Here is a 24059-nt window from a genome sequence, read left to right as displayed (position 1 = left end):
GCCGCCGGGGCCGACGCCGCCGGCGCGCTGGCCGAGCGCGACGCCGGCGCCGACGACACCGCCGACGGCCGCCGCCACCGGGCCGCCGCCCGCGCCGCCCGGCCGCTGGCCGAGGCCAAGGCCGAGGCCTGGCAGCTGGTGGTCCGGACACCCGATCAGCCCAATGACCTGATCGGCGCGGTGCTCGGCGAGTTCTACCACGGCGACCAGGGGAAGCTGGCCGAGCCGTACGTCGAGCCCTACTTCGACGCGCTGGCCGCGATCTGGTCCGGGCGCAGCATCCAGAACGCCGAGCGGATCGTCACCGGCGGCTTCCCCTGGCCGCTGACCTCGGCGGACCTGCTCGCCCGCACCGACGCCTGGCTGGCCTCGGACGCGGCCAAGGCCCCGGCGCTGCGGCGCCTGGTGCTGGAGGAGCGGGACGACGCGGCGCGCGCGCTGCGGGCGCGGGAGTGCGACGCTGGCGCCTAGGGGGACCGGCGCCGCCGGCGCCCGCCGTACACCGGTTCGACCCGCGGGTCCGTCTTGCATGCTGGGACCCGTGGGTCACCCCCGTGTGCCTGATTTCACACACCCGGTGTTCGCCTCCCGGTTCGTGATCTGGCAGCGCACCGGACTACCCTGCGATGAGGTGGACGGCATCCGCGCTTTCCGTAGCGGTAGCCGTACCGGAATCTTCCTTGATGAGGGACGGACGCGCGTGGATCTTTTCGAGTACCAGGCGAGGGACATCTTCGCCAAGCACGGTGTGCCGGTGCTGGGCGGCGAGGTGGCCGAGACTCCGGAGCAGGCGGAAGCCGCTGCCGAGAAGCTGGGCGGCCGGGTGGTCGTCAAGGCCCAGGTGAAGGTCGGCGGACGCGGCAAGGCCGGCGGGGTGAAGCTGGCCGACGGGCCGGCCGACGCCAAGGAGAAGGCCGGTGCCATCCTGGGCATGGACATCAAGGGCCACACGGTCCACAAGGTGATGCTGGCCCAGACCGCCGAGATCGAGGCCGAGTACTACGTCTCGTTCCTGCTGGACCGCTCCAACCGCACCTTCCTGGCGATGGCCAGCGTCGAGGGCGGCATGGAGATCGAGGAGGTCGCGGCCACCAAGCCCGAGGCCCTGGCGAAGATCCCGGTGGACGCCGCGGCGTTCGCCGAGGGGCTGTCCAAGGCCAAGGCCGACGAGATCGTCGCCGCCGCGGACTTCCCGGCCGACGTCGCCGGCCAGATCTCGGACACCCTGATCACGCTGTGGGAGGTCTTCACCCAGGAGGACGCCACGCTGGTCGAGGTGAACCCGCTGGTGAAGACCAAGGCCGGGAAGATCGTGGCCCTGGACGGCAAGGTGTCGCTGGACGAGAACGCCGCGTTCCGCCACCCGGACCACGCCGAGCTGGAGGACGCCGCCTCGGCGGACCCGCTGGAGGCCAAGGCCAAGGCCAAGCACCTGAACTACGTCAAGCTCGACGGCGAGGTCGGCATCATCGGCAACGGCGCGGGCCTGGTCATGTCCACCCTGGACGTGGTGGCCTACGCCGGCGAGAACCACGGCGGCGTCAAGCCGGCCAACTTCCTGGACATCGGCGGCGGCGCCTCGGCCGAGGTGATGGCCAACGGCCTGGACATCATCCTGAACGACCCGGCGGTCAAGTCGGTGTTCGTCAACGTCTTCGGCGGCATCACCGCGTGCGACGCGGTCGCCAACGGCATCGTGCAGGCCTTCGAGCTGCTGGGCGCGGCGGCCGGCAGCAAGCCGCTGGTGGTGCGGCTGGACGGCAACAACGCCGAGCTGGGCCGGCAGATCCTGGTGGACGCCAAGCTGCCGGGCGTCGAGCAGGTGGACACGATGGACGGCGCCGCGGACCGCGCGGCCGAGCTGGCGAACGCGCGCTAAGGGGATCAGGCAAAAACCATGGCTATCTTCCTCACTGAGAACTCCAAGGTCATCGTCCAGGGCATGACCGGCTCCGAGGGCATGAAGCACACCAAGCGCATGCTGGCCTCGGGCACCAAGATCGTCGGCGGCGTGAACCCGAAGAAGGCCGGCACCGCGGTCGACGTGGACGGCACCGACGTCCCGGTGTTCGGCACCGTGGCCGAGGCGATCGAGAAGACCGGCGCGGACGTGTCCGTGGTCTTCGTCCCCCCGGCGTTCACCAAGGGCGCGGCCCTGGAGGCGATCGACGCCGGCATCCCGCTGTGCGTGATCATCACCGAGGGCGTCCCGGTGCACGACACCGCCGAGGTCTGGGCCTACAACAGCGCCCAGGGCAACAAGACCCGGATCATCGGCCCGAACTGCCCGGGCCTGATCAGCCCCGGATCCTCCAACGCGGGCATCATCCCGGCCACCATCACCAAGGCCGGCAAGATCGGCCTGGTGTCCAAGTCCGGCACCCTGACCTACCAGATGATGTACGAGCTGCGCGACTTCGGCTTCTCCACCGCCGTCGGCATCGGCGGCGACCCGGTCATCGGCACCACGCACATCGACTGCCTCCAGGCGTTCCAGGACGACCCGGACACCGCGGCGATCGTGATGATCGGCGAGATCGGCGGCGACGCCGAGGAGCGGGCCGCGGCCTACATCAAGGAGCACATCACGAAGCCGGTCGTCGGCTACGTGGCGGGCTTCACCGCCCCCGAGGGCAAGACCATGGGCCACGCCGGCGCCATCGTCTCCGGTTCGTCGGGCACCGCCCAGGCGAAGAAGGAGGCGCTGGAGGCGGTGGGCGTGAAGGTGGGCAAGACCCCCTCGGCCACCGCCCAGCTGATGCGGGAGATCATGGAGAGCCTGTAAGGCTTTCGCGAAAAGCCCGGTCGCGCTCCCCGCGCGGCCGGGCTTTCGGCATTCCGGACGCCGGGCCGCGGCTGATTACGCCGCCGGGGTGAATCGCACCGGACGGTTCGGCTCCGCGCGGCGCGGGCGGCCGATCGGGCCGTGCGCGCTGACCAGAGTGGGGGGATGCGCGATCAGAGCTCGCAGAACAGCGGGGGCGGCCGGGCGGACGGCGAGGCCGAGACGGTCGGATTCGGAGCGCGGAGCACCAACGCGGTCGGCTCGGTCGACGGCCGCGACTGGGTCGCCGAGCAGTTGGCCGCCGCCCGCGCCGCCGAGCTCGCGCCGCGCCAGCCGCCGCGGGCGCCGACCGTCTCGGAGGCCTTTCGCGAGCTGGCCGCCGACTGGGCCCAGACCTGCGCCGCCGCCTGGAACAGCGCGCACGGCCGCGATCTGCGCCTGGCCGTCCGGGCCGGAGCGCACGCCGTCCTGGCCGCCGCCGTCACCTGGCTGATCGGCGTCACGCTGTGCGTGGTCCTCTGGCTGGTCTCGGCGCCGGACACCTCGGGGGTCGACGGGCCGCTGCACGTCGCGGGGCAACTGTGGCTGCTGGGCCACCACGTCGCGCTCGACGTGCCGGCCGGGCGGGTCGCGATGGCGCCGCTGGGGTTCACCGCCCTGCTGGTCGCGGCGCTCTGGCACACCGCGGCCGCGCCGGTCTCCCGGCCGGTGCAGGTCGCCTACACCGCCTTCGGCGCGGCCACCGGCTACGGTCTGGCGGCGGCCCTGGTGGCCGCGGTCGCCGCGACCGGCGACGTGCATCCCGACACCGCGCAGGCGGTGCCGTTCGCGGTCCTGTTCGGGCTGGCGGTGCCGACGGCCGCGCGCTGGCGCCGGATCGCCGGGTTCTGTGTGCTGCCCCGCTGGGTCGGGACCGCCGTCCGGGCCGCCGCCGGGGCGGGCGCGGTGCTGATCGGCGGGGGAGCGGCGGTCCTGGCCGGATCCCTCGTCGCGCACCTGCCCGAGCCGGGCTGGCCGCGGGGAGTCGCCGACGCCGTCGGCCTGCTGGTGCTCAGCCTGGCGGTGCTGCCGAACGCGGTGCTCTGGTCCGCGGCGTTCGTCCTGGGGCCCGGATTCGCGGCCGGGACCGGCACGGCTGTCACCGTCGTGAGCGTGAAGACCGGAGCGGTGCCGCTGTTTCCGCTGCTGGCCGCCGTGCCCCGCGGTGGGAGCCGGATGTATCCCTACAGCTTGGCGTTCCTGGCGATCCCGGTCGCTGCCGGGATCGCTGCCGCGTTGGTCGTGACCCGGGCCCGGCATCCGCGCCTCGGGGACCGGGCGCGGGCCCTGGCCGCCGCGACGGCGGCGGTGGCGCTGGCCGCCGGCCTGGCGGCGACGCTGGCCGGAGGCCCGCTGGCCGGCGGCCGGATGGCCGCGTTCGGCCCGTCCGGATGGACGACGGCGGCGGCCACCCTGGTCCTGGTCGGGGTGACCGCCGCCGCCGTGGTCCTGCTGCCCGCGTCAGCCCTGGCCGTACGGCGGCTGGCCGTAGGGGGGCTGCGGCGGCTGCTGGGCGCCGTAGCCGTACTCGTACCCCACCGGCCGGCGCCGGAAGTAGGGCCCGGACTGGCCGTTCCAGACGAAGATGATGGCCAGCAGGCCGACCAGCAGCGTGAGGCCGCTGAACACCTTGTCGACGGCCGGCACCCAGCTGGAGCCGAAGTTGCTCAGGCTGCCGAGCACGCCGAGGCCGAAGAAGACCGTCGAGACGATGCGGGCGTAGTTGTGCCCGGCCCGGCAGGCCAGCGCCATCCAGAGCCACAGGCCGGCGCCGATCAGGCCGCCGACGACGATGCTGGCGACGAAGAGGTTCTTGTCGCTGTCGATGGTGGTCTGGGCGAAGCCCAGCTCCTTGAGGTGGTCGGTGACGCTGTTGATCTCGCCGACGCCGATGGCGATGTGGATTAGCCCGATCGCCATGCCCGCGAACATCAGGTTCACGGCCAGCTTGACCGTGCTCGGTATCGGCGGCTTCGCCGGCACCGGCGCGCCGTAGGCCCCGCCGGGGTAGGCCGGGTACGCCGGCGGCGCGGCGGGGAAGCCTTGCTGCTGGTTGTTCGGGTTCTGCCAGGGGTCCTGGGACACTGATCGGCCTTTGCTGTCAGTTCATGGAACGGTGGATCGGACATCCACACAGTAGGGGGCCGGGGCCGGTGGGCATAGCCCTTATGGGCACCTTGAAATCCCTGTGATCAGGGATGATCGGGGAGGTTTGGGGCCGGGGCGCAGCTCGGAGCGCCGACCATAACAGTCCACTGATATACCAGGGGTCGGCGGGCGGCCGCCCGGGGCCCGGCCTCAGCGCGAGGTCGACATCCCGGTGCGGTCTTCGAGCTGGGTCAGGCAGCCCTTCTCGGCCACCTGGGTGTTCGCCCCCTGCATGCACTTGGCGTACTCCTTGAAGGGGGTCCACCACACGATCGAGGCGACCAGCAGCAGCCCGGCCAGCACCCCCGACACCGACGCCGACACCATGCTCGCGGTGGCCTCCGAGGCGCGCTGGTGCTTCAGCGCGGCGGTGCGCTGGGCCGAGATCGACAGCACGAACGCCGCCACCGCGAACGCCACCCCGGCGGCCGCGCCCACCATCCACGCCGGGAAGGTGGACAGGCCCTGGTAGATCGCCAGCATGGTGCACGCCGTGGAGCCCAGCGACAGCCCGAGCGCCCAGCGGGTCCGCAGGTCGCGCTCCGGGCGGACCGGCGGGACCTCGCGCTGGTCGCGGTAGCGGCGGTCGGGGTCCTCGCGGGGGTCCGGCCGGCGGTCGACCGGGCCGTAGCGGTTCGGGTCGCCCCAGTCCGAGGGCCGGCGCTCCGGCTCCCGGGGCTGCTCGGAGCCCCAGGGGCGGACCGGTCCCGGGCGGACCTTGCCGTAGGGGTTCGCCGGGGGCGGGCCCCACGGCGAGGGCGGCGGGTTCGCCCCGGCGCCGGCGCCGCTGGGCCGGGAGTCCTCCGGGGGCGGGGCGAACGGGTTGTCCTCTTCCGGGGGCGCGGGCGCGGCGGCCGGTGCGCATGCGGTGCCCGGGGTCGATGTGGCAGCCGGAGTCGACGTGGCAGTCGGAGCTGCTGGCGGCGCCGACTCCGACTCCGGCTCGGCGTCCCGCTCCGGTGACCTGGACCCGTCGACCTCCTCGGCCCGTACGCCGCCGCCCGTGCCGTGGCCGCTGTCCATCGGCGTCGGCCGCTGCTCGGGCTCGGTCACGGAGTCCTCCGGGTTATCGTGGACATGATCGGTTGATCGCTGGTCGGCTGGCGGAAGTCGAACCGTCCGCCCACTATCGTTGCCTATGGCGACCCCGCCCGTCCAAGCGGGATGGGTCCGGCCGGGACACAAAAGCAAACACCCCTATAGGAGGCCGCGGTCGTGGTCCATCCCGAAGGAACCGAGAGCCCGCCAGGGCTCCAGCAGTACCGCCCCCAGGGCCCGGCGAGGATCGTCGTCCTCGTCTCCGGGTCGGGCACCAATCTTCAGGCGCTGATAGACGCCGAGAAGGCCGGCCCCGCGTTCGGCGGCACCATCGTGGCCGTGGGCGCGGACCGCACCGGCATCGCCGGTCTGGAGCGCGCGGCGCAGGCGGACATTCCCACGTTCGCGCTGCGGGTGAAGGATTTCCCCACCCGCGAGGCGTGGGACCGCGCGCTGCGCGACAAGGTCGCCGAGTACGCGCCGGACCTGGTGGTCTCCGCCGGGTTCATGAAGCTGCTCGGGCCGGACTTCCTGGCCGCGTTCGGCGGCCGCGTCATCAACACCCACCCGGCGCTCTCCCCGAGCTTCCCCGGCATGCACGGCCCGGCCGACGCCCTGGCCTACGGCGTCAAGATCACCGGCTGCACCGTGTTCTTCGTGGCCGGCGGCGTCGACGACGGGCCGGTCATCGCCCAGGCCGCGGTCGCGGTCGAGGACGGCGACGACGCCGAGAGCCTGCACGAGCGCATCAAGACGGCCGAGCGGGCGCTGCTCGTCGACGTCGTGGGCCGCCTGGCCCGATCCGGCTGGACCATCGACAAGCGAAAGGTCATCCTCCCGTGAGCACCACTGACATCCGTCCGATCAAGCGCGCGCTGGTCAGCGTGTACGACAAGACCGGTCTGGACGACCTGGTCCGCGGGCTGCACGCGGCCGGCGTGGCCCTGGTGTCCACCGGCGGCTCGGCCAAGCTGATCCGCGACCTGGACCTGCCGGTCACCGAGGTGCAGGAGCTCACCGGCTTCCCCGAGTGCCTGGACGGCCGGGTGAAGACGCTGCACCCGAAGGTGCACGCCGGCATCCTGGCCGACCTGCGGCTGGAGGACCACCGCAAGCAGCTGGACGAGCTCGGCGTGGAGCCGTTCGACCTGGTCGTGGTGAACCTCTACCCGTTCACGCAGACCGTGGCCTCCGGCGCCTCGCCCGACGAGTGCGTGGAGCAGATCGACATCGGCGGCCCCTCGATGGTGCGCGCGGCGGCCAAGAACCACCCGAGCGTCGCGGTGGTGGTGAACCCCGGCGCCTACGGCGCGGTCCTGGACGCGGTGGCCGGTGGCGGCTTCACCCTGGAGCAGCGCAAGCGCTTGGCCGCCGAGGCGTTCGCGCACACCGCCGCCTACGACGCCGCTGTGGCCAGCTGGTTCGCCTCGGCCTACGCGCCCGACGGCGAGTCGCCGTTCCCGGACTTCGTGGCCAAGACCTGGCAGCGCAAGTCCGTGCTCCGCTACGGCGAGAACCCGCACCAGGGCGCCGCGCTCTACGTCTCCGACCCCGGCCTGGACTCGCTGGCCACCGCCGAGCAGCTGCACGGCAAGGAGATGTCGTACAACAACTACGTCGACACCGACGCCGCGATCCGCGCGGCGTACGACTTCGCCGAGCCGGCGGTGGCGATCATCAAGCACGCCAACCCGTGCGGCATCGCGATCAGCCCGGCCGGGGGCATCGCCGAGGCGCACAAGCTGGCCAACGAGTGCGACCCGGTGTCCGCCTTCGGCGGGATCATCGCCGCCAACCGGACCGTCACCCAGGCGATGGCGCTCCAGGTGAACGAGGTCTTCACCGAGGTCATCTGCGCCCCGGACTACGAGCCGGCGGCGCTGGAGACGCTCAAGGCCAAGAAGAACATCCGGATCCTGCAGACCGGCACCCGCAACCGGCGCCGCACCGAGTTCCGCCAGATCTGCGGCGGGCTGCTGCTCCAGGACGGCGACCTCTACCAGGCGGCCGGGGACGACCCGGCGACCTGGACCCTGGCCTCCGGCGCGCCGGCCGACGAGCAGACCTTCGCCGACCTGGTCTTCGCCTGGCGGGCCATCCGCTCGGTGAAGTCCAACGCCATCCTGCTGGCCTCCGGCCTGGCCTCGGTCGGCGTCGGCATGGGCCAGGTGAACCGGGTGGACTCGGCGCGGCTGGCGGTGGAGCGGGCCGGGGACCGGGCGCGCGGCTCGGTGTGCGCCTCGGACGCGTTCTTCCCGTTCGCCGACGGCCCGGAGATCCTGTTCGCCGCCGGCGTGAAGGCGGTCGTGCAGCCCGGCGGCTCGGTGCGCGACGAGGACGTGATCGCCGCGGCCCGCAAGGCCGGCGTCACCATGTACCTGACCGGCACCCGGCACTTCACCCACTGAGGAGGGTCCTGACCATGACGGAATCCGGTTCCCGCACGGCGCGGATCCTGGACGGCAAGGCCACCGCCGCGACGATCAAGGGCGAGCTGGCCGAACGGGTCGAGGCGCTCAAGACGCACGGCATCGTGCCCGGCCTGGCCACGCTGCTGGTCGGCGACGACCCGGCCTCGCACTCCTACGTGCGCAGCAAGCACCGCGACTGCGCGCAGGTGGGCATCGCCTCGATCCAGCGCGAGCTGCCCGCCACCGCCTCGCAGGCGCAGATCGCCGAGGCCGTGGCCGAGCTCAACGCCGATCCGGCCTGCACCGGCTACATCGTGCAGCTGCCGCTGCCCAAGGGCATCGACGAGAACGCCATCCTGGAGCTCGTCGACCCCGGCAAGGACGCCGACGGCCTGCACCCGACCAACCTCGGCAAGCTGGTGCTCGGCGCCCCCGCGCCGCTGCCGTGCACGCCGCTGGGCATCGTGGAGCTGCTGCGCCGGCACGGCGTGCCGGTGGCCGGCGCCGAGGTGGTGATCGTCGGCCGCGGCATCACCGTGGGCCGCCCGCTGGGGCTGCTGCTGACCCGCCGCAGCGAGAACGCGACCGTGACGCTGTGCCACACCGGCACCCGCGACCTGGCCCGGCACACCCTGAAGGCGGACATCGTGGTGGCCGCCGCCGGCGTGCCGAACCTGATCACCGCCGACCTGGTGAAGCCGGGCGCGGCGGTGCTCGACGTCGGCGTGTCGCGCGGCGAGGGCGGCCTGGCCGGGGACGTCGCGGACGACGTGCGCGACGTGGCCGGCTGGGTGTCGCCGAACCCCGGCGGCGTCGGCCCGATGACCCGGGCGATGCTGCTGAACAACGTGGTGGAGATCGCCGAGCGGCAGGTCTGAGCGGAAGGTCTGGGCGGAAGGTCTGGCCGACAGGTCTGGCCGGCCGCTATTGACGGTTCATCAGATCAGTCCTAGAAGGGGGACATGTCCGCCGGCGACCTGTCCCCCCTCGACGACTTCCCGTTCCACCAGGTTCCGGAGTCGATGGCGCACGTCGCCACCTCGGACCGGAACTTCTACGACCGCTACTACTTCAACGTCCACCACCGCACCGGCGACCTCTTCCTGGCGCTGGGCGTGGGGCAGTACCCGAACCTCGGGGTGACGGACGCGTTCGCGGCGGTCGTCCACCGGGGCGTGCACCGCGTGGTGCGCGCCTCGCGCGAACTCGGGGCCGACCGCGGCGACACCGCGGTCGGCCCCTTCCGCGTCGAAGTGCTGGAACCGCTGAACCGGCTGCGGGTGGTGCTGGAGCCGGGGGAGTACGAGCTCTCCTTCGACCTGGTCTGGACCGGCGCGATCGCCGCGACGCGCGAGCCGCGGCAGTTCCTCCGGCGGCACGGCCGGGTCTGGATGGACTCGGTGCGGCTGGCGCAGACCGGCCGCTGGGCCGGGACCCTGCGGATCGGCGAGGACGAGTACACCGTCACCCCGGACACCTGGTGGGGCTCGCGGGACCGGTCCTGGGGCATCCGCCCGGTCGGCGAGGCCGAGCCGGCCGGGATTCAGGGCCGCGACGGCGGCCCGCCGACGTTCCACTGGGTCTACGCGCCGATGCAGTTCGACGACTTCTCGATCCTGGTGATCGCCCAGGAGGACGAGGACGGCGCCCGGATCGTCGAGGAGGCGGTGAAGGTCCACGGCGACGGCCGCCCGGCCGAGCCGCTCGGCCGGCCCGAGCTGGAGCTGCACTTCACCCCGGGCACCCGGGACGTGGAGACCGCCGTCGTGACCTTCGCCGGCCGCGCCGAGCGGATCCGCGTGACCCAGCTGATCCCGCTGCACCTGGCGGTCGGCAGCGGCTACGGCCTGGACGCCGACTGGCGGCACGGCATGTACCAGGGCCCGGAGCCGGTGGTGCAGCAGGTGGTGCTGCCGGCGGCGGAGGCGGCCGCCAAGTCCGGGATGTTCGGCATCACCGAACGGCTCTCGCGCTTCGATTACGACGGGCCGGAGGGCGTGCGCACCGGGTACGGGCTGTTCGAGACGCTGTTCATCGGGGCGCACCGGCCCAGCGGGTTCGGGGACTGGCTGGCGGTGGCTCCGTAGGGCTTCCGTCTTGCAAGAACGTCTTTCCTGCAAACAAGTAGGGTTGCGCCATGGCAGCGAACAACCGTCCGGCCAGGGACTCCTTCGGCCGCGTAGTGCTGGCCGAATGGCCGATTCTGGCGGTCCTGGCCGGCTTCGCCTTCGGGATGACGGTGATACTGCGCGACGAGGTCTTCCAGGGTGCCGCCATCCTGGGCATGTCGATACTGCTCGCGGCCGGGCTGCGGCTGTTCCTGCCCACCCGGATGGTCGGGACGCTGGCCGTCCGGCGGCGCGGCGTCGATGTCGGGATGTACACCGTCCTGGGTACCGCGCTGGTGCTCCTGGGGCTGCTGGTGCAGGGGATCTTCTCCAACTGAGCCCCGCCGGGCACCGCGTGGCACCCGGCATCCGCGGGCATGTATCTTGAGGTCGAGATAATTCCCGATCCTAAGGACGATCCGCCATGGCCTACTCCGGTCCCAAGATCAAGGTCGCGAACCCCGTCGTCGAGCTCGACGGCGACGAGATGACCCGGATCATCTGGCAGTTCATCAAGGACCAGCTGATCCTGCCGTACCTCGACGTCGACCTGAAGTACTTCGACCTGGGCATCGAGCACCGCGACGAGACCGACGACCAGGTCACCGTGGACGCCGCCAACGCCATCGCGCAGTACGGCGTGGGCGTCAAGTGCGCCACCATCACCCCGGACGAGGCGCGGGTCGAGGAGTTCGGCCTGAAGAAGATGTGGAAGTCGCCCAACGGCACCATCCGCAACATCCTCGGCGGCGTGATCTTCCGCGAGCCGATCGTCATCAGCAACATCCCGCGCCTGGTGCCGGGCTGGACCAAGCCGATCGTCGTCGGCCGCCACGCCTTCGGCGACCAGTACCGCGCCACCGACCTGGTGGTCCCGGGCGAGGGCACGCTCACCCTGACCTTCACCCCGAAGGACGGCACCGAGCCGATCGAGCTGAACGTCTTCGACTTCCCCGGCGGCGGCGTCGCGATGGCGATGTACAACCTGGACGAGTCGATCCGCGACTTCGCGCGCGCCAGCATGCGCTACGGCCTGCTGCGCAACTACCCGGTGTACCTGAGCACCAAGAACACGATCATGAAGGCCTACGACGGCCGCTTCAAGGACCTGTTCCAGGAGGTCTTCGACGCCGAGTTCAAGGCCGACTTCGAGAAGGCCGGCCTGACCTACGAGCACCGCCTGATCGACGACATGGTGGCCTCCGCGCTGAAGTGGGAGGGCGGCTACGTCTGGGCCTGCAAGAACTACGACGGCGACGTCCAGTCCGACACCGTCGCCCAGGGCTTCGGCTCGCTGGGCCTGATGACCTCGGTGCTGATGGCCCCCGACGGCAAGACCGTCGAGGCCGAGGCCGCGCACGGCACCGTGACCCGGCACTACCGCCAGCACCAGCAGGGCAAGCCCACCTCCACCAACCCGATCGCCTCGATCTACGCGTGGACCCAGGGCCTGGCCTACCGGGGCAAGTTCGACAACACCCCCGAGGTCGTGAAGTTCGCCGAGACCCTGGAGCGCGTCTGCGTCGAGACCGTCGAGGAGGGCAAGATGACCAAGGACCTGGCGCTGCTCGTCTCCCCGGACCAGCCGTACCTGACCACGCAGGAGTTCCTCGCCGCGATCGACGAGAACCTGCAAAAGGCGATGGCCTCGGCCTGATCCGCCGACCGCCCGGGCCGCTGGGCCCGGACCGGCCCTGAGCTCGACCGGCCCTGAGCTCGACCGGCCCTGAGCTCGACCGGGCACCCTGCCGACCAGGCACCGAGCCCGAACCAGCAGGCCCGGCACCCCGATCCGATCGGGAGTGCCGGGCCTGTGGCCGCTATACCGTGTCGGGCCCGCGCCGGGGCTTCGGGGCTCAGCCCCGCGCCAGCCGCCGGTCCGCCAGCTCCGCCAGCAGCGACGCGCCGTCGCCCAGCACCGAGTCGTCGAAGTCGGCCAGCGGGCTGTGGTTGGAGGGGGCGTGCTCCAGGTCGTCGGTGGTGCAGGCGCCCAGGAAGGCATACGTGCCCGGGACCTCCTCCAGCACCCGGGAGAAGTCCTCGGCGCCCGGCACCGGGTTCTCCAGACGCTCGAAGCGCTCCTCGCCGTGCACCTCGCGGGTCACCTCCTCCAGGAAGTCGACCTCGGCGGCGTGGTTCACGGTCGGCGGGTACTGCTCCTTGTAGGTGATGTCCACGGCGCAGCCGTAGGCCGAGGCCAGGCCGTTGAGCAGGTCCACCACCACCAGCAGCATCTTCTCCCGCGAGGCGCGGGAGAAGGACCGCATGGTGACGTGGAAGGTGGCGTCGTCCGGGATGATGTTGGACGCGGTGCCGGCGTGGAACGCGCCGACCGTGATGACCACCGGGTCGAAGATGTCGAACTTGCGCGTCACCAGGGACTGCAGGGCCACCACCATCTCGCAGGCCACCGGGATCGGGTCCTTGCCGGTGTGCGGCAGCGAGCCGTGGGCCCCGGCGCCCCGGACCGTCACCTGGATCTCGTCGGCCCCGGCCATGAACGTGCCGGGGCGCGAGACGAACCGCCCGCGCGGCACCCGGCTGGACATCACGTGCAGGCCGTAGGCGCCCACGACGCGCGGCCCGGCCGCGTCCAGCACCCCCTCGCGGATCATGTGCCCGGCGCCGTCCTGGCCCTCCTCCCCGGGCTGGAACATGAACACCACGTCCCCGGCCAGCCGGTCCCGGCGCGCGCTGAGCAGCTGCGCGGCGCCGACCAGCATGGCGGTGTGCAGGTCGTGGCCGCAGGCGTGCATGTTCGGGCCGTCGGCGACGAAGTCCCGCCCCGTGCGTTCCACCACCGGCAGCGCGTCCATGTCGGCGCGCAGCAGGACCACGGGGCCGGCGGCGGCCGCGGCCCCGCCGGCCCCGGCCGCCCCGGCCGCCCCGTCGGCACGGTCGGCCCCGGCCTCCGGCCCGCCGGTGCCGCGCAGCACCGCCACCACCGAGTTCAGCTCCCGCCCGGTGCTGATCTCCAGCGGCAGGCCGTCCAGCGCGGCCAGGACCCGCTCCTGGGTGCGGGGCAGGTCCAGGCCGATCTCGGGTATGCGGTGCAGGTCACGGCGCAGGCGGACCAGGTCCTCCTGGAGGCCCTTGGCATCATCGGTATAGGTCATGCGTTCATCGTGCCCCACCTGTCCAGGCGTTCGAAGGGTCAGGTGCGGCGAGCCCGGACGCCCCCTACTGCGCGGCGCCCTCCATCGGCGCCGGCCGCAGGAACGCGAACCGGGCGCCGAACGGGTCGGTGAGCAGCCCCAGCCGTCCGGGCGGGGCGTCGGAGGCCGGGATCAGCACCGCGCCGCCGGCGTCGGTGGCCCGGGCCACGGTGGCGTCGGCGTCGGCGACCATGAAGTACGGGATCCACTTCTCGTCCTGGATCGGCGCGCCGTCGGTGATCGCCATGGTGCCGCCGAACGCCGCCATCGCGTCCCCGGGCTGCTCGGTCCACAGGTCGTAGCCGCCGCCCTCCGGCGCCTCCTGCTCGAACGGCTCGGTCTGCCAGCCGAACACCGCCGGATAGAAGGCCTTCGCCGCCGCCGGGTCGCGGGTCCACAGCTCGGCCCACAGCACCGTGTCGTCGACGCAGCAGGTCTGGAACCCGGCCCAGGCCCCCGGCTGCCAGAGCGCGAACTCCGCCCCGGCCGGGTCGGTGAGCTGGGCGAAGGAGCCCTGCTCGGCGATCGGCATGACCGGTACCCGGACCTTGGCGCCGTGGCTCTCGGCGGCGGCCAGCGTCGCGGCCGCGTCGGCCACCCGGATGTACGTCGTCCAGTCGGACTTGGCGCCGGCGTCCATCAGGCCGCCGAGGCCGCCGACGGCCTTGCCGTCCTTGCGCAGGTACCAGTAGCCGGGGCCGTCGTCGCCGGGCGGCATCACCTGGTCGGCGGTCCAGCCGAAGACCTGGCCGTAGAACGCGGCGGAGGCGCCGGGGTCGGGGGAGCCGAGATCGATCCAGCCGGGCAGGTTCGGGGTGTTCTCCGAGGTGATCATGGGGGCCTTCCTCTCCTCGGGGGGCGGGGAACGGGGTGTGACGTGCGACACACCGCCGACCCGAAGTCTTCCACCAGCCACCGACAGTGACGACCCGGACGCGCAGCCGGACCACCCGGTGTCTGCTTTCTCACAGCCGGCGGCCCCGTCGGACCGGAACCTCGCAGGTCCCTCAGGAGTAGCCTGTGGGCTGGCAACACCCCGGAAACACATCCATACGGAACCTTCACAAAAGCAGGAGCCACAAGCGATGTCCCGCACCCCCGTCAACGTCACCGTGACCGGCGCGGCCGGCCAGATCGGCTACGCGCTGCTGTTCCGCATCGCCTCCGGCCACCTGCTCGGCCCGGACGTGCCGGTGAAGCTGAACCTGCTGGAGATCCCGCAGGCGGTCAAGGCCGCCGAGGGCACCGCGATGGAGCTGGTCGACTCGGCCTTCCCGCTGCTGGCCGGCATCGACATCCACGACAACCCCAAGGACGGCTTCAACGGCGCCAACGTGGCCCTGCTGGTCGGCGCCCGCCCCCGCACCGCGGGCATGGAGCGCGGCGACCTGCTCTCGGCCAACGGCGGCATCTTCAAGCCGCAGGGCGAGGCCATCAACGCCCACGCCGCCGACGACATCAAGGTCCTGGTGGTCGGCAACCCGGCGAACACCAACGCCCTGATCGCCGCCTCGCACGCGCCGGACGTCCCCAAGTCCCGCTTCACCGCGATGACCCGCCTGGACCACAACCGCGCCCTGGGCCAGCTCGCGCTGAAGACCGGCGTGCCGGTCGCCGACATCACCAACGTGACGATCTGGGGCAACCACTCCGCGACCCAGTACCCGGACGTGTTCCACGCCAAGATCGCCGGCAAGAACGCCGCCGAGGTCCTGGACGACCAGGCCTGGATCGAGAACGACTTCATCCCGACCGTCGCCAAGCGCGGAGCGGCGATCATCGAGGCCCGCGGCTTCTCCTCGGCGGCCTCGGCCGCCAACGCCGCCCTGGACCACGTGTACACCTGGGTCAACGGCACCGCGGCCGGCGACTGGACCTCCATGGGCGTCGTGTCCGACGGCTCCTACGGCGTCCCCGAGGGCCTGGTCTCCTCCTTCCCGGTGACCACCAAGGACGGCGAGTGGGAGATCGTCCAGGGCCTGGACATCGACGCCTTCTCCCGCGGCCGCATCGACGCCTCGGTGGCCGAGCTCGCCGAGGAGCGCGACGCGGTGCGGGAGCTCGGCCTCATCTGAGCCGCCTGAACGCCTGAGCCGCTTGAGCTGCCTGAGTCGCCTGAGCCGCTAGCTTCGACGGCGCCGCCGGCTCCGGCGGCGCTCGCCGAGCCGTGGCGGCTCGCGACACCACGACGGTCCGGCCCTCCTCGGGGGCCGGGCCGTCGCGCGTCAGGCACTCATGCCGATCGCGCCGGAACCCTCAGACCAGCGGATCCCGCGCCAACAACCGGGTCAGCACCAGCGCCGATCGCGTCCGCTGGATCTCCGGCTCCCGGCGGATCCGCTCCAGCGCCTCCTCCAGATGGCGCGTGTCCTCGGCGACCAGATGCAGCAGCGCGTCCGCGTCGCCGGTCACCGTGTAGGCCGCGACCACTTCCGGGTGCCGGGCCACGCACTCCCGGATCACGTCCGGCGATGTGCGGTCCCCGCAATAGACCTCGACGAAGGCCTCCGTCGTCCAGCCCAGCGCGGCCTGGTCGACGATCGCCGCGAAGCCCTTGATCGCGCCGTCGGCCCGCAGCTTGTCCACCCGGCGCTTCACCGCCGACGCGGACAGCCCGACCTCGGTCCCGACCTCGGAGAACGAGGCGCGGGCGTCCCGGCGCAGGACGTCGATGATCGCGCGGTCCAGGCTGTCCATGCCCTGAGATTAGCGGTCGGCGGTCCGCGGTTCGGCGATCATCGCGGGCGCACCCGGCGGGGAATCGGGCTCCGGCGCCTCGATAAGAAAACCCGAAAACTCCTCGCGATCGTGCCACCGAAACGCGGTCACAGGCGTCTAAGAACACGAGCCGGACCCGCAGCAGGCCGTACCCCTGCCGCGAGTCCGGCTCGCTGACAGTATCAACCCACAGCGCTGTGTAGTTGCCGCACCGCCCAGTCCAGCTCCTCGGCCGTCACCACCAGCGGCGGAGCGATCCGGATCGTTGAGCCGTGGGTGTCCTTGGCCAGCACCCCGCGGACCATCAGGCGCTCGGAGATCTCCCGCCCGGTCCCGAACGCCGGATCGATGTCGACGCCGGCCCACAGCCCGCGGCCGCGGACCTCGCGCACCATCTCCCTCGGCAGGGTCGCCAGCTCCTCGTGCAGATGCTTGCCCAGCATTTGCGCCCGGGCCTGGTACTCGCCGGTGGCCAGCAGGCCGACCACGGCCCGGCCCACGGCGCAGGCCAGCGGGTTCCCGCCGAACGTGGACCCGTGCTCGCCGGGCTGGAAGACGCCGAGCACGTCCCGGTCCGCCACCACCGCCGACACCGGCAGGATCCCGCCGCCGAGCGCCTTGCCCAGGACGTAGAGGTCGGGCACCACGCCCTCGTGGTCGCAGGCGAAGGTGTAGCCGGTGCGGCCGAGCCCGGACTGGATCTCGTCGGCGATCATCAGCACGCCGCGCCGGGTGCAGACCTCGCGCACCGCCGCCAGGTAGCCGTCCGGCGGCACCAGCACGCCGGCCTCGCCCTGGATCGGCTCCAGCAGCACGGCCACGGTGTCGTCGGTGATCGCGGCCTCGATCGCCGACGCGTCGCCGTACGGCACGGTGACGAACCCGGGCGTGAACGGCCCGAAGCCGGTGCGCGCGTCCGGGTCGGTGGAGAAGGAGACGATCGACAGCGTCCGGCCGTGGAAGTTGCCCTCGCAGGTGATGATCTGCGCGCGGTCCTCGGGCACGCCCTTGACCTGGTAGCCCCACTTGCGCGCGGTCTTCAGCGCGGTCTCCACGGCCTCGGCGCCGGAGTTCATCGGCAGCGCCGCCTCCTTGCCGCACAGCGCCGACAGCTCGGCCACGAACGGGCCGAACTGGTCGTGGTGGAAGGCCCGGGAGGTCAGCGTCACGCGGGCCAGCTGCTCGCGGGCGGCGGCCAGCAGCACCGGGTTGCGGTGCCCGAAGTTCAGCGCCGAGTACCCGGCCAGCAGGTCCAGGTAGCGGTTGCCGTCGACGTCGGTCACCCAGGCGCCGTCGGCCTCGGCGATCACCACCGGCAGCGGGTGGTAGTTGTGCGCGGTGTGGGCGTCGGACTGCGCGATCAGCGCCTCGGCCTTGGGCGAGGCGGGCAGCCGGGGCAGCGCGCCGCCGCCGGGCAGGACGCCGGGCTCGGTCTCGGAGATCATGGTCACGGTGCTCAGCCCTCTCAGTCCCTCAGTTCGAGCGTGCAGCACTTCACCGAACCGCCGGCCTTCAGCAGCTCGGACAGGTCCATGCCGAGCGGCCGGTAGCCGCGCGCGGCCAGCTGCGCGGCCAGCCCGGTCGCGGCCCGCGGCAGCAGCACGTTCAAGCCGTCGGAGACGGCGTTGAGCCCGAAGGCGGCGGCGTCCTCGGCGGTGGCGATCACCGCGTCCGGGTACAGCCGCCGCAGCACTTCCCGCGATCCCGGCGAGAACGCCCCGGGGTAGTAGGCCACCGTGGTGTCGTCGAGCACCGCCAGCGCGGTGTCCAGGTGGTAGTAGCGCGGGTCGACCAGGCGCAGCCCGATCACCGGCAGCTCGAAGAACTCCTGCGCCTCCAGGTGCGCGTGCGGGTCGGAGCGGAACCCGTGCCCGGCCAGGATCCACCGGCCGGCGAACAGGAAGTCGCCCTCGCCCTCGTTGACGAACTCGGGGTCGTGGATCCGGGCGAAGCCGTTCTTGCGGAACCACTCGCGGTAGGCCGGCCCCTCGGCCCGCCGCTCCTCGTTGCGGAACGACGCGGCCAGCACCTTGCCGCCGACCACGGTGGCGCCGTTGGCCGCGAACACCATGTCCGGCAGCCCTTCCTCCGGTTTGATCGTCTCCACCTGGTGCCCCAGGTCCAGGTAGGCGTCGCGCAGCGCCTCCCACTGGCGCGCGGCCAGCGAGGCGTCGACCGGGGCTTCGGGGTCCATCCACGGATTGATGGCGTAGGTGACCGCGAAGTGGTCGGGCGGACACATGAGATAGCGCCGCGGGGTCGCCACGCGCTGTCCCGCCGCCGGCACGGGGAGTGTCTGGGGGATCATGCAACCTGAGCATAAGGACCGTGTTTTCGCAGCTCAAGCAGCCTTTGTTGCGTGTCGGTGCACGATCGTTGCGCAGAATCGCCGAGTACAGCCGGTTCATTGCGCCACCGCCGCCCCAGCGGCCCCGGGCCCGACCTCCCTAGAATCACCCCGTGAGCCCGATTCTGGTGTCCATCCTGGTGGTGCTGGCGCTGATCCTCGTGGAGGCCTTGTTCGTGGCTTCGGAGATCGCGCTCGTTTCGTTGCGCGAGAGCCAGGTGGAGAACCTGGCACAGCAGGGCCGCCGGGGGCAGGTGGTGGCGATGCTGGTGCGCGACCAGAACCGCTGGCTGGCCACGGTGCAGATCGGCGTGACCCTGGCCGCGCTGCTGTCCTCGGCCTACGGCGCCATCACGCTGTCCGAGAGCGCGAAGGAGGGGCTGATCGACGCCGGCCTGAGCAAGGGCCTGGCGGGCTTCGTCGGCATCGTCGGCGTCACCCTGGTGATCACCTTCGTCACCCTGGTGATCGGCGAGCTGGCGCCCAAGCGGCTGGCCCTGCAGCGGGCCGAGCCCACCGCCCTGGCGGTGGCGCCGTTCCTGAACCGGATGGCCGGGTTCTGCCGGCCGATCATCTTCCTGCTGTCGCTGTGCACCAACGGCGTGGTGAAGCTGTTCGGCGGCGATCCGTCGGTGGGCCGGGAGGCGGTGTCCTCCGAGGAGCTGCGGCTGATGGTGGCCGGCAACGAGACGCTGAACAGCGACGAGCGCGAGCTGATCGACGAGGTCTTCGCGGCCGGCGACCGGCAGCTGCGCGAGGTGCTGGTGCCGCGCACCGAGGTGACGTTCCTGGACGCCGGGATGCCGATCCGGCAGGCGGCCCGGATCGCCGCCTCCAACCCGCACTCCCGGTACCCGGTGATCGAGGGCTCCTCGGACAACGTGATCGGCTTCGTGCACGTGCGCGACTTCCTGAACCCGGAGCTGGCCGGCCGCTCGATCCGGCTGGAGGAGATCGCCCGGCCGGTGAAGATGCTGCCCACCTCCAAGCAGGTGCTCTCGGCGCTGTCGGAGATGCGCAACGAGTCCACGCACCTGGCGATCGTGGTCGACGAGTACGGCGGCACGGCCGGCATCGTGACCCTGGAGGACCTGATCGAGGAGCTGATCGGCGACATCCAGGACGAGTACGACGTCGGCCAGGCCGGCACCACCCGGCTGGTGGGCGGGGTGATGGAGGTCGACGGCCTGCTGAACCTGGACGACTTCCTGGACGAGACCGGCATCGCGCTGCCCGACGGCCCCTACGAGACCGCGGCCGGCTTCATGGTCGCGCAGCTCGGCCGGCTCCCGGAGCTCGGCGACGAGGTGGTGGTGGCGCTGGACCCGCCGCGCGGCCACACCGCGCACGAGCTGGCGCACGGCCACGGCGGCTTCGGCGGCCACGGCGGTTCGCACAGCACGCACTCCGGCCCGCACGGCGCGGCGTCCGCCGACGACGAGGGCGCCGAGCAGGAGATCCAGCGCTACCAGCTGCGCGTCGTGGAGATGGACAGCCGCCGGATCGCGCGGATCCGGATCACGCGGCTGCCGGAGGACGGGGTGTCGCCGGCCGCGGACGCGGAAGACGCGGAGGGCGAGGCTGCGGACGGGGCGGCTGCGGACGCGGAGTCGACTGCTGGGGATCCGAGTGCGGGCGTGGACCCGACTGCGGACCCGACTGTCGATCCGGGCGCGGACCCGGGCGTCGCGTCGACGGCTGAACCGACCGCTGAACCGGCCGCCGGCACCGCCGCCGATCAGGCCGGCACCGACCCCGCCGGAGCGGCTTCCGGGGCCGCGAAGATCACCTCCGGTGGGGCGCCGAATACCGAGAGTGCCGAAGGCCGTCCGGATGGCGAGCCGGGTCAGGAGATCCCGGGAGAACCCGATCAAAGCGAGCGCCGGATCTGAGAGAATGGCGCCTATGGCAGCCGCTCCCCAGTCCTCCGGTCGCAAGCGCGTCTTCTCCGGCATCCAGCCGACCGCCGACTCGTTCCACGTCGGCAACTACCTCGGCGCGATCCGGCAGTGGGTGCCGATGCAGGAGACCCACGAGACCATCTACTGCGTCGTCGACCTGCACGCCATCACGGTCGAGCAGGACCCGAGGCTGCTGCGGCAGCGCACCCGGGTGGCGGCGGCGCAGCTGCTGGCGGCGGGCATCGACCCGGGGCGCAGCACGCTGTTCGTGCAGAGCCACGTCCCCGAGCACGCGCAGCTGGCCTGGGTGCTGACCTGCATGACCGGCTTCGGCGAGGCCGGGCGGATGACCCAGTTCAAGGACAAGTCCGGCAAGCAGGGCGCGGCCAACACCAACGTCGGGCTGTTCACCTACCCGATGCTGATGGCCGCCGACGTGCTGCTCTACAACGCCGACGAGGTGCCGGTCGGCGAGGACCAGCGGCAGCACCTGGAGCTCACCCGGGACCTGGCGCAGCGCTTCAACGGCCGCTACGGCGACTACTTCACGGTGCCGGACCCCTACATCATCAAGGCCACCGGCAAGATCACCGACCTGCAGGAGCCGGGCGCCAAGATGTCGAAGTCGGCGTCCTCGCCGAACGGCATCATCGAGCTGCTGGACGACCCGAAGGTGTCGGCCAAGAAGATCCGCTCGGCGGTCACCGACACCGAGCGGGAGATCCGCTACGACGAGGTGAACAAGGCCGGCGTGTCCAACCTGCTGTCGATCTACTCGGCGCTGGACGGCCGCACCATCGCCGAGCTGGAGCAGGCCTACGCCGGCAAGGGCTACGGCGACCTGAAGAAGGACCTGGCCGAGGTCTTCACCGAATTCGTCACCCCGTTCCGGGAGCGCACCCAGGAGGTGCTGGCCGCCCCGGACAAGCTGGACGCGGTGCTGGCCGAGGGCGCGGCCAAGGCCCGGACCATCGCCGCCCGCACCCTGGCCGAGGTCTACGACCGCACGGGGTTCCTGCCCGCGGCGGGGAACTGACGGTGGGCGCCGTACCGGATCCGCTGGAGGCGACCTTCGTGGCCGCCCATCCGCTGCTGCTGCACGCCCCGGGCGGGGACGCGGTGACCATCGGCGTGGCGGTGCCGATCCCCGAGCCGTTCGGCAGCGAGCTGCAGAAGTGGCGGGAGTCGTTCCACGATCCGATGGCCCGGGCCATCCCGACCCACGTGACGCTGCTGCCGCCGACCGAGGTGCCGCGCGCGGAGCTGCCGGCGGTCGAGGACCACCTGGCGGCCGCGGCCCGGGCCGGACACGCCTTCCCGATGCTGCTGCAGGGCACGGACACCTTCCGGCCGGTCTCCCCGGTGACCTTCGTGCGGGTGGCGGCCGGCGCCGAGCAGTGCGCCGCCACCGAGGCCCGGGTCCGCTCCGGCGTGCTGGCCCGCGAGGCCCGGTTCCCGTACCACCCGCACGTCACCGTCGCCCACGAGCTGCCCGAGGAGGTCCTGGGCCGTGCCCAGGAGATCCTGGCCGGCTACGAGGCCCGCTTCCTGGTCACCGGCTTCGCGCTCTACCTGCACGGCGACGACGGCGTGTGGCGTGTCCGCCGCTCGTTCCCGTACGGGAGCTGAGGGCTCCGCGAGAATTCGCGCTCTACCTGCACGGGAACGATGGCGTGCGACCTGTCGACCGGTCCGCCGCTCGTGCCTCTCCGGAAGCCGAAAAGCCCCGCGAAAGCCGAACGGCAGCCCCCGGCTGGTGCCGGAGACCGCCGTCGTGGGCTGCTGCTGGGCGGCCCGATCGCCGTCAGCCTGGCGCGTCCTGGGCCATGGGCCCGCTCCGCCGCCTGCCTACTCGGTGACCGGAACCGGTACCGGCGCCGGTGCCGGAGCCGCCCCGCCGCCCCCGCCCCCGGCCGGGGCCTTCGGCCTCAGGGTCAGCGACACCAGGCACACCGCGAACGCGATCGCCGCGCCGACCGTCAGGCCGGTGTCCAGGCCGTGGGTGAAGTTCACGCCCGGGTTCGGGTTGTGGCTCCCCTTCTCCGCCGAGGTGGAGACTGTCACCAGCACCGCGATCCCCAGCGCGCCGCCGATCTGCTGGCAGGCCTGCATCAGGCCGGAGCCGGCGCCGGAGTCGCGCGGGGCCAGGCCGCTCATGATGTTCAGCGCGATCGGGCTGAACGCCAGGGCGCCGCCGAGGCCGAACATAAGGAACGGCACCAGCAGGCTGCCGGTGAAGCCGGAGTCGGTCTTGACCTGCGCCAGCCACAGCAGCGCGGCGCTGATCAGGGCGGTGCCGGTGGCGATCAGTGGCCGCGGCCCGAAGCGCGGGAGCAGCTTGGGCACGAAGCGCGAGACCGCGAACAGCGTGATGGTCAGCGGCAGGAACGCCAGGCCGGCCTTGATCGGCGAGTAGCCGAGCACCCGCTGCATGAACTGCGGCATGAAGTAGAACATCGAGAACATCGCGCCGACCAGCAGCACGTAGCTGCCGTAGCCGCGGGCCCGGGTGGAGTCCCGGAGCAGCCGCAGCGGGAACACCGGGAACGCCACGCGGGACTCGGTGATCACGAACGCGGTCAGCAGCACCACCGCGGCCGTGAACGCGCCGAGCGTCACGCCGTCGCTCCAGCCGTGCTCGGAGGCGTTGATGAAGCCGTACACCAGGGTGCCCATGCCCAGCACCGAGGTGATGGCGCCCGGGATGTCGAACCGGCCCTGGATCCGCGGGGACTCGTTCAGCAGCCGGGCCGCCGCCACCGCCGCCAGCGCGCCGATCGGGACGTTGATGTACATCACCAGCCGCCACGAGCCCCAGGTGGTGAGCATGCCGCCGAGCAGCAGCCCGACCGAGCCGCCGGCGCTGGAGACCGCGGTGAACAGGCTCATCGCCTTCACCCGCGGCGCGCCCTCCGGGAAGGTGGTGATGATCAGCGCCAGCATGCTCGGCCCGGCCATCGCCGCGCCCACGCCCTGGAGCGCGCGGGAGGCCAGCAGCATGGTCGAGTCGGCCGCGAGGCCGCCGATGAAGGATGCGACGGTGAAGACCACGACCCCGGAGACGAACATCCGCCGCCGGCCCAGGATGTCCCCGGCCCGCCCGCCGAGCAGCAGCAGGCCGCCGAAGGCCAGGGTGTAGGCGTTGAGCACCCACGACTGGCTGGCCTCGGAGAAGTGCAGCGAGTCCCGGATCTTGGGCAGCGCGATGTTGACGATGGTGGCGTCGAGGACCAGCATCAGCTGGCAGGTCACGATGGTCGCCAGGATGAGGCCCGGTTTCGGTTCCCGGCGGGGAACAACTTTCTCGGCGGGAGGTGTTGTGGATATGGACGCTGTTGACATGGTGTCCTTCACCTGACGGCGGAAGTTAAGCGGAGGCTGACTCCGGTTAGCGTAGGGTGTGCCGGTG

21 protein-coding genes are annotated in these 24059 nt (G+C 72.1%); 14 read left to right on the top strand and 7 right to left on the bottom strand.

From position 1 onward, the window contains the following. The 4 genes from ABD481_RS42865 to ABD481_RS42850 all read left to right on the top strand — a co-directional run. The coding region (locus ABD481_RS42865) for an ERAP1-like C-terminal domain-containing protein (RefSeq protein ID WP_344671670.1) at positions 1–471 on the top strand (471 nt) is incomplete at its 5' end. A gap of 229 nt (positions 472–700) precedes the next feature. After that, positions 701–1879 (top strand): ADP-forming succinate--CoA ligase subunit beta, encoded by a 1179-nt coding sequence (gene sucC / locus ABD481_RS42860; protein WP_344671669.1) that lies wholly within the window; start codon positions 701–703, stop codon positions 1877–1879. 18 nt (positions 1880–1897) lie between these two features. Continuing rightward, the gene (gene sucD / locus ABD481_RS42855) at positions 1898–2785 is read left to right on the top strand and encodes a succinate--CoA ligase subunit alpha (protein WP_344671668.1); all 888 of its coding nucleotides are present in this window, start codon (positions 1898–1900) and stop codon (positions 2783–2785) included. A 165-nt stretch (positions 2786–2950) separates the two neighbouring features. Continuing rightward, positions 2951–4732 (top strand): cell division protein PerM, encoded by a 1782-nt coding sequence (locus tag ABD481_RS42850; RefSeq protein ID WP_344671667.1) that lies wholly within the window; start codon positions 2951–2953, stop codon positions 4730–4732. A gap of 390 nt (positions 4733–5122) precedes the next feature. Here the strand turns inward: ABD481_RS42850 and ABD481_RS42845 are convergent, their stop codons facing one another. After that, on the bottom strand, positions 5123–6025 hold the full coding sequence (locus ABD481_RS42845; protein WP_344671666.1) for a hypothetical protein: 903 nt from the start codon (positions 6023–6025) through the stop codon (positions 5123–5125). Positions 6026–6187: 162 nt separating this feature from the next. Here ABD481_RS42845 and purN point away from each other — a divergent pair, with 162 nt between their 5' ends. The 6 genes from purN (at position 6188) to ABD481_RS42815 (ending at position 12186) form a co-directional block, all read left to right on the top strand. After that, the gene (purN, locus tag ABD481_RS42840) at positions 6188–6853 is read left to right on the top strand and encodes a phosphoribosylglycinamide formyltransferase (protein WP_425559412.1); all 666 of its coding nucleotides are present in this window, start codon (positions 6188–6190) and stop codon (positions 6851–6853) included. Further along, positions 6850–8418 carry a bifunctional phosphoribosylaminoimidazolecarboxamide formyltransferase/IMP cyclohydrolase gene (gene purH, locus ABD481_RS42835; protein ID WP_344671665.1) on the top strand — a complete coding sequence of 523 codons (1569 nt, stop codon included), beginning with the start codon at positions 6850–6852 and terminating at the stop codon, positions 8416–8418. Before purN ends, purH begins: the two co-directional genes overlap by 4 nt. 14 nt (positions 8419–8432) lie before the next feature. Next, complete coding sequence (locus ABD481_RS42830; RefSeq protein ID WP_344671664.1) at positions 8433–9299, top strand: bifunctional methylenetetrahydrofolate dehydrogenase/methenyltetrahydrofolate cyclohydrolase; 867 nt, start codon at positions 8433–8435, stop codon at positions 9297–9299. A gap of 84 nt (positions 9300–9383) precedes the next feature. After that, positions 9384–10508: an Rv3169 family protein gene (locus tag ABD481_RS42825; RefSeq protein ID WP_344671663.1), complete on the top strand. Its 1125-nt coding sequence runs from the start codon at positions 9384–9386 to the stop codon at positions 10506–10508. Between the two features lie 50 nt (positions 10509–10558). After that, entirely contained in the window at positions 10559–10867 is a 309-nt protein-coding gene (locus ABD481_RS42820) for a DUF3017 domain-containing protein (RefSeq protein WP_344671662.1), read from the top strand. An 86-nt stretch (positions 10868–10953) separates the two neighbouring features. After that, positions 10954–12186 (top strand): NADP-dependent isocitrate dehydrogenase, encoded by a 1233-nt coding sequence (locus ABD481_RS42815; RefSeq protein ID WP_344671661.1) that lies wholly within the window; start codon positions 10954–10956, stop codon positions 12184–12186. Between the two features lie 199 nt (positions 12187–12385). On the opposite strand, the gene ABD481_RS42810 is transcribed toward ABD481_RS42815, so the two are convergent. Together ABD481_RS42810 and ABD481_RS42805 are read right to left on the bottom strand one after the other, a co-directional pair. Beyond that, positions 12386–13645 carry a M20 metallopeptidase family protein gene (locus ABD481_RS42810; protein WP_344671660.1) on the bottom strand — a complete coding sequence of 420 codons (1260 nt, stop codon included), beginning with the start codon at positions 13643–13645 and terminating at the stop codon, positions 12386–12388. 64 nt (positions 13646–13709) lie between these two features. Continuing rightward, positions 13710–14519, bottom strand: coding sequence for a VOC family protein (locus tag ABD481_RS42805; RefSeq protein ID WP_344671659.1), 810 nt, complete (start codon positions 14517–14519; stop codon positions 13710–13712). A 250-nt stretch (positions 14520–14769) separates the two neighbouring features. On the opposite strand from ABD481_RS42805, the gene ABD481_RS42800 reads away from it, so the two are divergent. Then, positions 14770–15759, top strand: a complete 990-nt coding sequence (locus tag ABD481_RS42800; protein WP_344671658.1) for a malate dehydrogenase — start codon at positions 14770–14772, stop codon at positions 15757–15759. Between the two features lie 181 nt (positions 15760–15940). Here the strand turns inward: ABD481_RS42800 and ABD481_RS42795 are convergent, their stop codons facing one another. The 3 genes from ABD481_RS42795 to ddaH form a co-directional block, all read right to left on the bottom strand. After that, complete coding sequence (locus ABD481_RS42795) at positions 15941–16381, bottom strand: Lrp/AsnC family transcriptional regulator (RefSeq protein WP_344671657.1); 441 nt, start codon at positions 16379–16381, stop codon at positions 15941–15943. A 203-nt stretch (positions 16382–16584) separates the two neighbouring features. Further along, positions 16585–17847 (bottom strand): ornithine--oxo-acid transaminase, encoded by a 1263-nt coding sequence (gene rocD / locus ABD481_RS42790; RefSeq protein WP_344671656.1) that lies wholly within the window; start codon positions 17845–17847, stop codon positions 16585–16587. A gap of 20 nt (positions 17848–17867) precedes the next feature. Then, the gene (gene ddaH / locus ABD481_RS42785; RefSeq protein ID WP_344671655.1) at positions 17868–18710 is read right to left on the bottom strand and encodes a dimethylargininase; all 843 of its coding nucleotides are present in this window, start codon (positions 18708–18710) and stop codon (positions 17868–17870) included. A gap of 152 nt (positions 18711–18862) precedes the next feature. Here ddaH and ABD481_RS42780 point away from each other — a divergent pair, with 152 nt between their 5' ends. Genes ABD481_RS42780 through ABD481_RS42770 form a run of 3 tightly spaced genes read left to right on the top strand, consistent with a single transcriptional unit; the run spans position 18863 to position 22279 of the window. Next, positions 18863–20641 carry a CNNM domain-containing protein gene (locus tag ABD481_RS42780; protein ID WP_344671654.1) on the top strand — a complete coding sequence of 593 codons (1779 nt, stop codon included), beginning with the start codon at positions 18863–18865 and terminating at the stop codon, positions 20639–20641. A 4-nt stretch (positions 20642–20645) separates the two neighbouring features. After that, on the top strand, positions 20646–21686 hold the full coding sequence (trpS, locus tag ABD481_RS42775; RefSeq protein ID WP_344671653.1) for a tryptophan--tRNA ligase: 1041 nt from the start codon (positions 20646–20648) through the stop codon (positions 21684–21686). Positions 21687–21688: 2 nt separating this feature from the next. Further along, on the top strand, positions 21689–22279 hold the full coding sequence (locus ABD481_RS42770; protein ID WP_344671652.1) for a 2'-5' RNA ligase family protein: 591 nt from the start codon (positions 21689–21691) through the stop codon (positions 22277–22279). Between the two features lie 219 nt (positions 22280–22498). Here the strand turns inward: ABD481_RS42770 and ABD481_RS42765 are convergent, their stop codons facing one another. Continuing rightward, positions 22499–23902, bottom strand: coding sequence for an MFS transporter (locus ABD481_RS42765; RefSeq protein ID WP_344671651.1), 1404 nt, complete (start codon positions 23900–23902; stop codon positions 22499–22501). Between the last annotated feature and the right edge of the window lie 157 nt (positions 23903–24059).

Origin of the sequence: Catenulispora yoronensis, from assembly GCF_039531695.1 — a bacterium.
In the GTDB taxonomy this organism is placed as follows: domain Bacteria; phylum Actinomycetota; class Actinomycetes; order Streptomycetales; family Catenulisporaceae; genus Catenulispora; species Catenulispora yoronensis.
Note: the sequence above shows the minus strand (reverse complement) of the source record. Positions and strands in the feature narration are given on the sequence as shown.